The sequence below is a fragment of the Lysobacter luteus genome (genome assembly GCF_907164845.1).
Lineage (GTDB): Bacteria > Pseudomonadota > Gammaproteobacteria > Xanthomonadales > Xanthomonadaceae > Novilysobacter > Novilysobacter luteus.
This window is the reverse complement of sequence record NZ_OU015430.1, coordinates 1,464,109-1,477,141: the sequence shown is the minus strand read 5'-3', so window position 1 is coordinate 1,477,141 and position 13,033 is coordinate 1,464,109. Positions and strand designations below refer to the sequence as shown.

General features: G+C 66.5%; 11 protein-coding genes. 10 read left to right on the top strand and 1 reads right to left on the bottom strand.

Going from position 1 to position 13,033, the window contains the following annotated elements; all coding sequences use genetic code 11:
- Window positions 1-18 precede the first annotated feature (18 nt).
- The 6 genes from KOD61_RS06910 to KOD61_RS06885 all read left to right on the top strand — a co-directional run bounded on the left by KOD61_RS06910 (window position 19) and on the right by KOD61_RS06885 (window position 5,428).
- Complete coding sequence (locus KOD61_RS06910; protein WP_251370539.1) at window positions 19-861, top strand: c-type cytochrome; 843 nt, start codon at window positions 19-21, stop codon at window positions 859-861.
- A gap of 16 nt (window positions 862-877) precedes the next feature.
- A complete protein-coding gene (locus KOD61_RS06905; protein ID WP_233740733.1) occupies window positions 878-1,396 on the top strand; it encodes a nuclear transport factor 2 family protein in 519 nt (172 codons plus the stop codon).
- Between the two features lie 14 nt (window positions 1,397-1,410).
- Window positions 1,411-1,944, top strand: coding sequence for a DUF411 domain-containing protein (locus KOD61_RS06900; protein WP_215217996.1), 534 nt, complete (start codon window positions 1,411-1,413; stop codon window positions 1,942-1,944).
- A 71-nt stretch (window positions 1,945-2,015) separates the two neighbouring features.
- Complete coding sequence (locus KOD61_RS06895; RefSeq protein ID WP_215217995.1) at window positions 2,016-2,375, top strand: four-helix bundle copper-binding protein; 360 nt, start codon at window positions 2,016-2,018, stop codon at window positions 2,373-2,375.
- 244 nt (window positions 2,376-2,619) lie between these two features.
- The gene (locus KOD61_RS06890; protein ID WP_251370701.1) at window positions 2,620-4,941 is read left to right on the top strand and encodes a heavy metal translocating P-type ATPase; all 2,322 of its coding nucleotides are present in this window, start codon (window positions 2,620-2,622) and stop codon (window positions 4,939-4,941) included.
- A gap of 28 nt (window positions 4,942-4,969) precedes the next feature.
- Window positions 4,970-5,428 (top strand): DUF305 domain-containing protein, encoded by a 459-nt coding sequence (locus KOD61_RS06885; protein WP_215217993.1) that lies wholly within the window; start codon window positions 4,970-4,972, stop codon window positions 5,426-5,428.
- A gap of 118 nt (window positions 5,429-5,546) precedes the next feature.
- Here the strand turns inward: KOD61_RS06885 and KOD61_RS06880 are convergent, their stop codons facing one another.
- Window positions 5,547-5,975 carry a hypothetical protein gene (locus tag KOD61_RS06880; RefSeq protein ID WP_215217992.1) on the bottom strand — a complete coding sequence of 143 codons (429 nt, stop codon included), beginning with the start codon at window positions 5,973-5,975 and terminating at the stop codon, window positions 5,547-5,549.
- Between the two features lie 381 nt (window positions 5,976-6,356).
- Between KOD61_RS06880 and KOD61_RS06875 the strand changes: the two genes are divergently transcribed.
- The 4 genes from KOD61_RS06875 (at window position 6,357) to KOD61_RS06860 (ending at window position 12,743) form a co-directional block, all read left to right on the top strand.
- The gene (locus KOD61_RS06875) at window positions 6,357-7,679 is read left to right on the top strand and encodes a TolC family protein (RefSeq protein WP_233740730.1); all 1,323 of its coding nucleotides are present in this window, start codon (window positions 6,357-6,359) and stop codon (window positions 7,677-7,679) included.
- Window positions 7,676-9,064 (top strand): efflux RND transporter periplasmic adaptor subunit, encoded by a 1,389-nt coding sequence (locus KOD61_RS06870; RefSeq protein WP_215217991.1) that lies wholly within the window; start codon window positions 7,676-7,678, stop codon window positions 9,062-9,064. Before KOD61_RS06875 ends, KOD61_RS06870 begins: the two co-directional genes overlap by 4 nt.
- A 1-nt stretch (window position 9,065) precedes the next feature.
- Entirely contained in the window at window positions 9,066-12,218 is a 3,153-nt protein-coding gene (locus KOD61_RS06865) for an efflux RND transporter permease subunit (protein ID WP_215217990.1), read from the top strand.
- Between the two features lie 117 nt (window positions 12,219-12,335).
- Window positions 12,336-12,743 carry a MerR family transcriptional regulator gene (locus KOD61_RS06860; protein ID WP_215217989.1) on the top strand — a complete coding sequence of 136 codons (408 nt, stop codon included), beginning with the start codon at window positions 12,336-12,338 and terminating at the stop codon, window positions 12,741-12,743.
- Window positions 12,744-13,033 lie beyond the last annotated feature (290 nt).

The following is a 13,033-nucleotide window of genomic DNA, read 5'->3' as shown; positions in this document are numbered from 1 at the left end:
AAACGCAAAACTCTGATCGTGCTGGTCGGACTGTCGTTCATCGCCGTGCTGGCGATGGCGGGCTTCGTCTGGTCGGGGCTGTACAACATCGGCGCCGACGACCCGCACACGGGACCGGTCTACTCGGCACTCGAAACGCTGCGCGAACGCTCGATCAAGGTCCGGGCCAAGGAGCTGCAGGTGCCAAACCTGGAGGATCCGGCGCGGATCGTCCAGGGCTCGGGCAACTATGCCGCCATGTGCGCCGGCTGCCATCTGGCACCGGGGGTGCCGGATACCGAGTTGAGCCGGGGTTTGTACCCCGCCCCGCCGAACCTGACCCGGCACATGGTCGACGCCGCCGAAGCGTTCTGGGTCATCAAGCACGGCATCAAGGCATCGGGCATGCCGGCTTGGGGCGAGAGCATGGCCGACGAGTACATCTGGAACATGGCCGCGTTCCTCCAGGTGCTGCCGACGCTCGACGAAGCCGGGTACCAGGCCATAGTCGACAGCAGCGGCGGGCATTCGCACGGCGGCGGGGAGACCCAGCCACATCCTCATGGGGAAGGCGCCGCGGCGAACCATCATGACGATCCAGCGGCAGGCGCCGCAGCGGCTGATGGTTCCGGGGGCCATGTGCATCCACCAGGCACGCCGCCCCATGATGACGCGGCGGCCAAACCGCAGACCGGCATGGATGACCACCACGGCGATGGCGGCCAGGCGCCGCACGCACATCCGCCGGGCACGGCTGCCGATCACCACGAGCCCGAGGCGCAACCGCGGATGGTCGAGCACCGCCATGCCGACGGAACCGTCGAATCACACCCTGCACCGCAAACGAATCCGGCCGACGACGGCCACGACCACGAACACTGATCACGGAGCTATGAACATGAAATCTGTCGCAACCTTTCTGGTCCTGATCCTCGCCGCGGGCGGAATCAGCACCGTGTCCGCCCAGACCGCGCCCGATGCGGCTTCGCACGCGCACCACCCGGCAGCGGCGGACCAGCCGCAGATCGACGTGCCTGCCCAAGCCGGAGCGGCCGTGGCGGTCGCCGAACGGTTCAGCGATGCCCTGGCCAGCGGCGACCTGAAAACAGTGGAAGAGCTGCTCGCCCGGGACGTACTGATCCTGGAATCGGGCGGGGCCGAACGCAGCCGCGACGAGTACCTCGGCCACCACGCCATCAGTGACGCAAAGTTCCTGGAGGGAACCCACCGCCAGTTGCTGCGGCGCCGTGCACGCACTGCCGGCGACCTCGTCTGGATCGGCAGCGAGAGCGAACTACACGCCAAGAAGGACGGCAAACCCCTGGTGCTGCTCAGCGCCGAGACCATGGTGCTCCGGCAGACACCGGAGGGCTGGCGGATCGCCCACATCCATTGGTCGTCACGGACCAAGCGTTGAAAGCCGGAGGACCCATGAAAACGCGTCTATTTCTGCGTAATGCGGGGTTGGCGATTGCCTTCGCGACCCTGGGCGCCTGTGCCCAAGCGCCATCGGCGGCGCCATCGGCAGCTCCACCAGCGATCGAAGCGGCAGCCCAGCGGGCACCCGCTTCCGTGAACAACGCCATGGGCTTGCCGCTGATGATCGTGCACAAGAGCCCAAGTTGTGGCTGCTGCGGTTCATGGGTGGAGCACGTGCGGCAGGCCGGGTTCGCAGTCGAGGTGCGCGAAGCCGACAACCTGCAGCCCGTCAAAGAACGGTTGGGCGTTCCCTATGGCAAGGGCTCATGCCATACCGCGGAGATCGCCGGCTACATGATCGAAGGCCATGTGCCGGCCACAGACATCAAGCGGTTGCTGGAGGAGAAGCCGGACGCAATTGGCCTGGTGCTTCCCGGCATGCCGATGGGCTCCCCGGGAATGGAGATGCCCGACGGGCGCCAGGAGCCCTACACGGTTGAGATCGTCAATCGCGATGGTACGACCGAACCGTTCGCACAGCACTGACAGATCCGCGCAATAGGGGGCGGTGATGCGGGCACGCCGATTTTATGCCCGCTTGGAAGAAGGAGCATCACATGACTCACCATTCCGCTGCTGATCGGCCTCAGGCGATGAACGATTGCATTGACAACTGTGTCCAGTGCCATGCGATCTGCTTGGAGACCATCAACTACTGCCTAACCAAAGGAGGCGCACACGCGGCACCAGAACACATCAGCCTGATGGCCACCTGCGCCGACATTTGCGCGACCAGCGCCGACGCGATGTTGCGCGGCTCCAGCGTGCACAACGTCATCTGCGGCGCCTGTGCCGAGATCTGCCGCCAGTGCGCGGCGGACTGCGAGTCCATGGGTGACGACGCGCAGATGAAGCGCTGCGCCGACATCTGTCGACGGTGTGCCGAAAGCTGCGCTGCCATGGCGGCCGCTGCCTGACCCACCGCGGAGGGTCGGCCCGCAAGGGCGGGCCCTTCGCAAGGGTTGAGACCTGGCTCCGGGTTCAAGCCAAGCCATCGTTTTCGGCATGGCGCGCTCGCGACCGACCACACTCTTCCGTTGAACGAGGTCCTGCATGAACGCATCGACGCACTCCCATGGCCATGAGCAGCCGAACGCTGGCGATCACGGCGGTGCCGCAGAGCCGAAGCCGACGAACTTGGCCGTCGATCCTGTGTGCGGGATGCAGGTGGACCCGCAAACGACGCCGCACCACGCAACACACAACGGGTCGCAGTTCCACTTCTGTTCCGGCCGATGCCGCGAGAAGTTCACCGCTGATCCCGAACGCTACCTCACGCCGCAACAGGCTCCTCCGGTCGACGCGACCGCCACCTACACCTGCCCGATGCACCCGGAGATCAGGCAGCAAGGTCCCGGGAACTGCCCGATCTGCGGCATGGCGCTCGAGCCTGAAATGCCCAGCCTGGAGGACGAAGACAACCCCGAGCTCCGCGACTTCTCGCGACGCTTCTGGTGGACGTTGCCACTGACGCTGGCGACGCTGGTCCTGGCGATGTTTGGCCGCTACCTGCCGCGGCTGGACCTGTTCGGCCAGGAGGTCCTGCCGCTGCCCATGGGCACCCAGACGTGGGTCGAACTGGTCCTGAGCACTCCGGTCGTACTGTGGGCCGGATGGCCATTCTTCGTCCGTTGCGTCCAGTCCATCCGCAACCGCAGCCCGAACATGTTCACGCTCATCGGGATCGGCGTGGCGGCGGCATTCGGCTACAGCGTGGTGGCGACGGTCGCACCAGACCTGTTTCCCGCCTCGTTCCGGGAGCATGGACGCGTCGGCGTGTACTTCGAGGCCGCAGCCGTGATCGTGTCGCTGACGTTGCTCGGGCAGATCCTCGAGTTGCGCGCACGCTCCAAGACTTCCGCCGCAATCAAGGGGTTGCTCGGCCTTGCGCCGAAGGAGGCCCGACGACTCAACGACGATGGCTCCGAAGAGGACATCCCGCTGACCCACGTCCACGTCGGCGACCGCCTGCGCGTCCGCCCAGGCGAGAAGGTGCCGGTCGATGGCGAGGTGATCGAAGGACGCTCCAGCGTCGACGAATCGATGTTGACGGGCGAGCCGATCCCGGTCGAGAAGACGGTAGGCGCCAGCGTCATCGGTGCCACCCAGAACGGCACCGGCGCGCTGGTCATCCGTGCCGGCAAGGTCGGGTCGGATACGGTGCTGTCGCAGATCGTGCAACTGGTCGCGCAGGCGCAACGCTCGCGCGCGCCGATGCAACGCATGGCCGACAAGGTCGCCTTCTGGTTTGTCCTGGCCGTGCTGGCCGCGGCGGTGCTCACGTTCTTCGTCTGGGGCCTGTTTGGCCCGGCACCGGCGTGGACATTCGCAGTGCTCAACGCGGTCTCGGTGCTGATCATCGCCTGCCCGTGCGCTCTTGGGCTTGCGACACCGATGTCGATCATGGTCGCCACCGGGCGGGCGGCGCAGGCAGGCGTGCTGTTCCGCGATGCCGAAGCAATCGAGCAGATGCGCCAGATCGACACGTTGATCGTGGACAAGACCGGCACCCTGACCGAAGGCCGGCCTACCTTCAAGGAGGTGGTGGCTTTCGAGGGCTACCGGGACGAGCAAGTGCTGCAGCTCGCCGCGAGCCTCGACCAGGGCAGCGAGCATCCGCTGGCGGATGCGATTGTCGCCGAAGCGCGGCGTCGGGACCTGCGCCTCGATAACGTCGAGGGATTCGACTCCGTCACCGGCATGGGCGTGCGTGGCAGGGTCGCCGGCCAGGATCTCGTGCTGGGCAATACCGCGCTGATGCAGGAGATCGGTGCCGATGTCGAGCGCCACGTCGACGTCGCCGAACGGCTCCGTGGCGAGGGCGCGAGCGCCATGTTCCTGGCGGCGGACGGGCGGCTTGCCGGTGTCATTGCCGTGGCGGACCCCATCAAGCCGTCCACCGCTGCAGCGATCCGAGAACTGCAGGCGGCCGGCGTGCGAATCATCATGGCTACTGGCGATGGGCTCACCACCGCCCGCGCGGTGGCCGCGGAACTCGGCCTTGACGAGGTGCATGGAGAAGTGCGGCCGCAGGACAAGGCCGACCTCGTGCAGCGCCTCAAGAGCGAAGGACACCGGGTGGCGATGGCCGGAGACGGCATCAACGATGCGCCGGCGCTGGCCGCGGCCGACGTCGGTATTGCGATGGGCACCGGTACGGACGTCGCGATGTCCAGTGCCCAGGTGACCCTGGTCAAGGGCGATCTGCGAGGAATCATGCGCGCGCGGATGATCTCGGAATCGACCGTGTCCAACATGAAGCAGAACCTGACCTTCGCGTTTCTGTACAACGCGCTTGGCGTGCCGATCGCCGCTGGCGTGTTGTACCCGGTGTTCGGGCTGCTGCTGAGCCCGATGATCGCGGCGCTGGCGATGAGCCTGAGCTCGGTCTCGGTGGTCGGCAATGCGCTGCGGCTCTCCCGCTCGCCACTCCGGGGCGCCAGCGACTCCAACCCTCCCCGCGAAACAACACCCGCCACCTAGTACGACCACGTAGAAAGGAGAAACCGCCATGCCGAAGTACGCCAGGTTCGCGCTCATGATCGCCACCTCGACGGTGGTCATGTTCGGGTTGATGTACCTCAATACCTACCAACTCGATCACGTCTCTTTCAGCGAAACCCGCGTGTACATGGCTTTTGTCATGGGCGCCACCATGGGCGTGATCATGCTGCTCTTCATGCTGGGCATGTACCAGAACAGGAAGCTCAACACGGGAATCCTGCTCGGTTGCGCGTTGGTGTTTGCCGGGGCGTTGTGGCTGATGCGCAGTCAGGCAACCGTCCAGGACGTGTCGTATATGCGAGCGATGATTCCGCATCACTCCATTGCGATCATGACGAGCGAACGGGCCAACATTTCCGACCCACGGGTGCGTGAACTGGCCGATGAGATCATTGCCGCCCAACGCCGAGAGATCCGGGAGATGGAGGCGCTGATCGCGGATCTGGAACAGCGCAGCACCGAGTGAGTACGCCGGTTCGGCTCGATCAGTGTCAAGTACTGGCATGAATTCCAAGTATTTGCCGACGCTTTGGGCTAAATGACGGAGTAACATCCTGATCATGCATTTTCGCAGCCGCCACCGCTTACGGATCGCCCTCGCGGTCCTGCTGTGCCTCCTGTTCCAACAGGTGGCAATGGCGGCTTACGCGTGCACTCTTCCAACCACGCCTTTGTCTTTTTATGGCTCCGATGGTGGCGGCGCTGGCAATGAGCCTGAGTTCGGTATCGGTGGTGGCCAATGCACTTAGTCCTGCCAAGTCGCCGCCGGACCCGCCCTTGGGCTTGGCCAAGGATTGACTTTGATCAATTGCGTCTGTCCCGGTAAGAGGTAAGCTCACGTCATGGTCCGCATCCGCCATCGGAATTGGTTCCGGCGCACCGTCCTCCTCGCGATGGCGGCGCTGCTCTGGTCCCAGCTTGTGCTCGCGGGCCATGGCGACTGCCTGGATCTCCCAGGCACGCCGGCGGCGTTTGTCGCTGCTGCCACCGACACCCGGCACGACCATGGCCACGGCTGCGAGGCGGAGCTCCCCTCGGCGAGTAAGGCACTGTGCGACGCGCACTGCACCGAGGGTGACCTCTCGGCGGACAGTGGGCGCATCCCTTCGATTCCGCCGCTGCTGGCCGAAGCATGGCTCTCCTGGCTTGCGATCGCCGCGATTGCGGATGCTTCACCAAGTGTCACGGCCACATGGGTGGATTCACCGCCCAGGCCCGCCTGGCACCGACCTACCGCCCATCCAGCGGCGCTTCTGCTCATCTGATGCCCGGACGCTGACTGCTCCGCACGTCTGTGCGGCGCAGTCCTGTGCGTTCGCGCCGTGGCTGCGTCACGGCATGTGTTCCTGCCCTCGTCCGAGCGACTTCCGTCGCGTCGGCCAAAGGACACTGATATGGCATCCCTGTTCGACCGACTGCAGGCCAGGCGCCTGCGACCCCGCCCTCTGTTCCGCCGTCGACCACCACTCTGGCACCTGCCTGCCTGCGTGCTCGCCGGCGCCTTGTGGATGCTGGCGCTGCCCGTTACCGCAACCGAACCCGTCCCAGGGCACAGCCTCGAGTCGATCCGCGCCTGGGTCCTCGAACACAACCCCGAGCTGCGGGCACTGGACTTCGAGGCCCAGGCCGCCGAAGCACGGATTCTGCCGGCGGGCGCCCTGCCCGACCCGATGGCTTCCGTTGGATTCCGCGGCCTGGATCCGGACAAGCCCTGGCGCAGCGCCGGTGCCGACCGCGAAGTCGACTACGCGCTGCGCCAGCGCTTCCCGCTCTGGGGCAAGCGCGGCTTGGCGCGGACCGCGGCCACCCAGGACGCGGTCGCGGTCGGGCTAGACCGCATCACCACGGCGCGCGACCTGCTGTCCGATGCCGAGGCGGCCTACGCACGCTACTGGCATGCCGATCAGGCCGTGGCCGTGCTCGATCGCCGCATCGCCCTGCTCCGCCAAGTCGAAGAGATGGCCGGCGTGCGCTACGCCCTGGGCCGCGCGGCGCAGCAGGATGCCATCCGCGCCCAGGTCGAGCAGACCAGCCTGCAGCGCGAGCGGATCGAACGCCTCGCGGCCAAGCAGGAGGCGGCCGCCACCTTGAACGCGGTGCTGGGGCGCCGGTCCGATTCACCGCTGGCGACCCCCGATGAGGCGCCGCGCCTAGTCGTTCAAAGTGCCTCCCTGGCCGAAGCATTGGATGGCGCCGACGCGCACCCCGCGGTCCGCTCACAGCAGGCCCGCGCCGAAGCCGCGCGCACGAACGTGGTGTTGGAGCGTCGCAACCGGTTCCCGGACATCACCGTGGGCGTGGGTGCGATGCAGCTCGGCAACGGCATCGAAAGCACCGAGCTGATGCTGGAGGTCGAGATCCCGTTCCAGCAGCGTGCACGCCGCGAGCGCGAGCGCGAATCGCGCCTGCTCGAAGACGCGGCGCTGGCGCGCATGGACGCCACGCTGCGGGCCGTGGAGGAACGCGGCGCCTCCGCCTGGGCGCGGTGGACGAGCGCACGCGAACGCCGGCAACTGATCGAGAACACGCTGCTGCCGCAGGCCGACGCCACCTGGCAGTCCGCGCTGGCCAGCTACCAGGTCGGCGAAGTCGACTTCGGGACGCTGCTGGAAGCACTCAATCAATGGCAGGGCGCCGACCTCGCACGGGTCGATGCACTGCGTGACGAACTGTTGGGCGCCGCCGCCGTGCGCGCCATCGAAGGAGATATCCGATGACCCGTGTCCAGACCCTGTCGCTCGCCATCGCCATCGGCGTCGCACTCGCCGCTCTCACCGTCGGATGGGTGGCCGGCCGCGCCACGAACGATTCCACGACCGCAACCACGTCCGCCGAGGCGCCGGCCGCGGAACGCAAGGTGCTCTATTACCGCAATCCCATGGGCCTTCCGGACACCTCGCCAGTGCCCAAGAAGGACTCGATGGGTATGGACTACGTCCCGGTCTATGCCGACGATGCACCGCCGGCGGCACCGGGCACGGTGGTGCTGCCGCCGGACAAGGTGCAGGCGCTGGGCGTGCGCACCGAAGCGGTCAAGCGGGGGGCCCTGGCCGCCACCGTGCGCACCAGCGGCACGGTCGAGGTCGACGAGACCCGGCAGTACGCGATCGCGCCCCGCTTCGAAGGCTGGGTGGAGCGCCTGTACGCGAACCAAACGGGCATGCGCGTCCGCGCCGGGCAGCCGCTGCTGTCCGTCTACAGCCCGCAGCTGGCGACGGCGCAGCAGGAATACCGGCTCGCCGACGAGACCGCCCGCAGGCTGACCGGGTCCGATCCCGCGAGCGCGGCGTCGATGGTCCGCCTGCGCGATGCCGCCCGCACCCGCCTGCGCAACTGGGAAATCAGCGATTCGCAGCTGGGCAAGACCGGACTGGTCCTCACGGCGCCCGCGGACGCGGTCGTGATCGAGAAGCCGGTGGTCCAGGGCGCACGCTTCGAGCCCGGCGAAACCATCCTGCTGCTGGCCGACCTGTCGACGGTGTGGGTGATCGCCAAGGTGCCGGCGGCGCAGGCCGCGGACATCAGGGTCGGCCAGCCGGCCCGCTTTGAAACCGTGGCCCTGCCGGGCCAGGTGGCCGAGGGCGAAGTCACCTTCGTGCAGCCCGTCATCGATGCGATGACACGCACCGTGGACGTACGCATCGCGCTGCCCAATCCCGATGGCGACCTGCGGCCGGGACTCTACGGGACGGTGCTGCTCGAGGAGCCCGGGGCCGGCCCGGTCCTGAACGTGCCGCGCTCGGCGGTGCTCGACAGTGGCACACGCCAGGTGGTGCTGGTCGAGACCGGTCCCGGTCGCTTCGCACCGCGGGACGTCACGCTGGGGCGGCGCGGCGGCGATCGCATGGAGATTCTGGATGGGGTCACCGAAGGCGAGCAGGTCGTGGTCTCCGCCAACTTCCTGATCGACGCCGAAAGCAATCTGCAGTCCGCACTTCAGGGACTTGAAGGTCACGCAGGACATGGGGCGCCCTCGGGCACCAGCGAGGATCCGCAGCCCGAGTCCGGCGGTGGCGAAGCCGCTGATCCGCACGCGGGTCATTCGATGCCGGCCACCCCTGAGGAGGCTCCGCCCTCCGCCACCGGCCACGAGGGGCACTGACATGCTTGCCCGCCTCATCGAATGGTCGGTCCGCAACGTCTTCCTGGTCCTGGTGATGACACTGGCGATCGTCGCCGGCGGCATCTACGCACTGATGAACACGCCACTGGACGCACAGCCGGATCTGTCGGACGTGCAGGTGATCGTGTTCACCGAATACCCGGGACAGGCGCCCCAGGTGGTCGAGGACCAGGTCACCTACCCGCTGACCAGCGCTCTGCTCTCGGTTCCGAAATCGAAGGACGTCCGCGGTTTCTCGTTCTTCGGCGCCTCCTTCATCTACGTCATCTTCGAAGAAGGCACCGACCTGTACTGGGCGCGCTCACGCGTGCTGGAAAACCTCAACGTCGCGTCGAAGAACCTGCCGGCTGGCGTGGCACCGGCGCTGGGACCCGATGCCTCGGGCGTGGGCTGGGTCTACCAGTACGTCCTGAAAAGCGACCGCCACTCGCTGGACGAGTTGCGTGCCATGCAGGACTGGTACCTGCGCTACCAGCTCACCACCGCGCCCGGCGTGGCCGAGGTCGCCAGCGTCGGCGGCTTCGTGCGCCAGTACTCGATCACGGTGGATCCGGTCCGCCTGCGCGAGTTCGACATCCCGATCTCGCGGGTGTCCGAGGTGGTCGCCGCTAGCAACCGCGACGTTGGCGGCCGCGTGATCGAAATGGCCGAGACCGAATACATGGTGCGCGGCCGCGGCTACCTGCGCGGCATCGAGGACATCGAGAGCCTCGTGCTGCGCGCCGAAGGGGGCGCACCGGTGCTGATTGGCGACGTCGCCAGGGTCGAACTGGTGCCCGACGAGCGTCGCGGCATCGCCGACCTGGACGGCGAAGGCGATGTCGTGGCCGGGATCGTCATTGCGCGCTTCGGCGAGAACGCTCTGGCCGTGATCGGCGGGGTGAAGGACAAGATCGCGGAACTTGCACGCGGCCTGCCCGAGGGCGTCAGCGTCCAGACGGTCTACGACCGGTCCGACCTCATCGTGCGTGCGATCAAGACGCTGCGCACGACATTGCTCGAGGAGAGCCTCATCGTCGCGCTGGTCTGCCTGCTGTTCCTGTTCCATGCGCGCAGCGCACTGGTCGCGATCGTCATGCTGCCGGTCGGCGTGCTGGTCGCAGTGATCGCGATGCGTGCGCTCGGCATGAACTCCAACATCATGAGCCTGGGCGGCATCGCGATCTCGATCGGCGTAATGGTGGACGCGGCGATCGTGATGATCGAGAACGCACACAAGCACATCGAGCGCTCCGACGGCTCCCGCAGCCGAGCCCAGCTGATCATTGATGCCTGCCGCGAGGTCGGGCCGGCGTTGTTCTTCAGCCTGATGATCATCACCGTCTCGTTCCTTCCGGTGTTCGCCCTGGAGGCGCAGGAAGGCCGCCTGTTCAAGCCGCTGGCCTTCACCAAGACCTTCGCCATGGCCGGTGGTGCGCTGCTTTCAGTGACCTTGGTGCCGGTGCTCATGCTCCTGTTCGTGCGCGGCAAGATCATGCCCGAGCAGAAGAACCCGGTGAACCGGTTCCTGGTCGCGGCCTATCGGCCCGTGATCGACGTCGTGCTGCGGCACCGCATGGCCACGATCGCGATCGCGCTCGTTGCCCTGTTCGCCAGCTTGTGGCCGGCGTCACGCCTGGGCAGCGAGTTCATGCCCACGCTCAACGAGGGCACCCTCCTGTACATGCCCGCATCGCTCCCCGGCATGTCGGTGACGAAGGCCTCCGAACTGCTGCAGCAGCAGGACCGGATCATCAAGGGCTTCCCGGAGGTGGAGTCGGTGTTCGGCAAGGCGGGCCGTGCCCTGACGGCCACCGATCCCGCACCGCTGGAGATGTTCGAAACCGTCATCAACCTCAAGCCCGAGGACGAATGGCGCGACGGCATGACCACCGACAAGCTCATCGCCGAAATGGACGCGGCGCTGAAGTTCCCGGGCGTCGCCAACTCCTGGACGATGCCGATCAAGGCACGTACGGACATGCTGGCCACCGGCATCCGCACGCCCGTGGGCATCAAGCTCTTCGGCAACGACCTGGAGCAGCTGGACGCCCTCGCCACCGAGATCGAAGCGGTGGTGCGCGAAGTGCCGGGGACGACCAGCGCGTTCGCCGAACGTCTGACCGGCGCCTATTATCTCGACATCACGCCGGACCTGCCCAGCCTGGCGCAGTACGGCGTGACCCTGGGCGAGGTGCAGGACGTGGTCGCGGCCGCCTTGGGCGGCGAGATCGTGACCACCATCCTGCAGGGCCGCGAGCGCTTCAGTGCGATCGTGCGCTATCCGCGCGAGTTGCGAGACGACCCGCACCGGATCGGCAACCAGGTCCTGGTGCCCGTGCCCGGCGGCGCGCAGGTGCCCCTCGGCGAGTTGGCGCGAATCGAGGTCACGAAAGGGGCACCGAGCATCCGCACCGAAAACGCGATGCTGGCGGCCTACATCTACGTCGATACGCGTCAGAGCGATCTCGGCCGTTACGTGAAGGCCGCGCAGGATGCCGTCGCCGAGCAGGTGCAGTTCCCGCCCGGCTACTACGTGACCTGGAGCGGTCAGTACGAGTACATGCAGCGCGCCGCCGAGAAAATGCGCGTCGTCGTCCCGGTAACCCTGGCGCTGATCTTCCTGCTGCTGTACCTCAACTTCCGCCGCGTCACCGAGTCGCTGATCGTGATGCTGTCGGTGCCGTTCGCGCTGGTCGGCGGCGTGTGGCTGATGTGGATGCTCGACTACAACGTCAGCGTCGCGGTGATCGTGGGCTTCATCGCACTGGCCGGCGTTGCCGCGGAAACCGGCGTGGTCATGCTGATCTACCTCGACCACGCGCTCGAAGCGCGGGCCGTGCGGCGCCAGGCCGAAGGCCGCTCGCTGGATGCACGCGACCTCCGCGAGGCGATCGTCGAAGGTGCGGTCGACCGCGTGCGCCCCAAGATGATGACCGTGGTCGCGATCATGGCCGGCCTGCTGCCGATCATGTGGAGCAGCGGCACCGGCTCGGAGGTCATGCGCCGCATCGCCGCGCCGATGGTGGGCGGCATGGTCTCGTCCACGATGCTGACCCTGGTGGTGATTCCGGCGCTGTATTCGCTGATCAAGCAGCGGCAGTTGGCCAGGAAGCGGCCAATATCCGCTGCGCTGCCGGCGGACATGTCGTGATTCGGCCGACCTTCAGCGCGCCGGCCGCCTGGTTACGGATGGAGGTGTGTCAGTCGAGCTTGACCTGTGTGCGGGACACAGGTCTAGCCTGATCAGCATCTATCAGGGAGCGCGCCAATGACGGGCAAAGGCGAATCAGCGCCGCCGCTGATGACAGTACGCCAGCTGGCACAGCAGGGCGGCGTCACGGTGCATGTGGTGCGCAACTATCTGCGGCGGGGCCTGCTACAGGCGGCCACCCATACCGAGGGCGGCTACCAGCTGTTCTCAGCCTCGGAGCTCCAGCGCCTGCACTTCATTCGTACGGCGCAGCAGCTGGGCTTCACGCTGGCCGAAATCGAGGAAATCATCCGCCACAGCCTGCAGCGGCATAGTCCCTGCCCGCTTGTGCGGGACATCATCCGGCGCAGGCTCGACGACACCCGCCAACAACTGGACAGGCTGCTGGCCATGCACGAACGGATGGAGCGTGCCATCCACGCTTGGGCCGCGCTGCCGGACTCCATTCCGACGGGCGATCTATAGTAGAACTGAGTATGTACGCCCGTGGAAGCTGCTCAGCCTCTTCTGCGGAATCGCTTTGCTCTTGATCGGTGCACAGTACTCCGGATTGCCAGACTGGGACCTGCCCGTTAGTTTCATAATGGCGGGAGTCACCTATTTCACCGCACCATGCAGCCTTCGCGCCATCTTGGAACGGCGATGGAAGCAGTTCCCAGAGGCTCTGTTCTGGACTTGGTTCTCCGTGGATGGCACGTACACTATCTACTGGCATTTTGTTGATCCTGCCGCATTGATATTTCGCCCCGCGAACG

Bases quoted from the DNA above. Each gene is read 5' to 3' on its own strand.
- KOD61_RS06905 (WP_233740733.1), top strand. From the start codon at position 878: ATGAAATCTGTCGCAACCTTTCTGGTCCTGATCCTCGCCGCGGGCGGA.
- KOD61_RS06900 (WP_215217996.1), top strand. From the start codon at position 1,411: ATGAAAACGCGTCTATTTCTGCGTAATGCGGGGTTGGCGATTGCCTTC.
- KOD61_RS06895 (WP_215217995.1), top strand. From the start codon at position 2,016: ATGACTCACCATTCCGCTGCTGATCGGCCTCAGGCGATGAACGATTGC.
- KOD61_RS06890 (WP_251370701.1), top strand. From the start codon at position 2,620: ATGCAGGTGGACCCGCAAACGACGCCGCACCACGCAACACACAACGGG.
- KOD61_RS06885 (WP_215217993.1), top strand. From the start codon at position 4,970: ATGCCGAAGTACGCCAGGTTCGCGCTCATGATCGCCACCTCGACGGTG.
- KOD61_RS06875 (WP_233740730.1), top strand. From the start codon at position 6,357: ATGGCATCCCTGTTCGACCGACTGCAGGCCAGGCGCCTGCGACCCCGC.
- KOD61_RS06870 (WP_215217991.1), top strand. From the start codon at position 7,676: ATGACCCGTGTCCAGACCCTGTCGCTCGCCATCGCCATCGGCGTCGCA.
- KOD61_RS06865 (WP_215217990.1), top strand. From the start codon at position 9,066: ATGCTTGCCCGCCTCATCGAATGGTCGGTCCGCAACGTCTTCCTGGTC.
- KOD61_RS06860 (WP_215217989.1), top strand. From the start codon at position 12,336: ATGACGGGCAAAGGCGAATCAGCGCCGCCGCTGATGACAGTACGCCAG.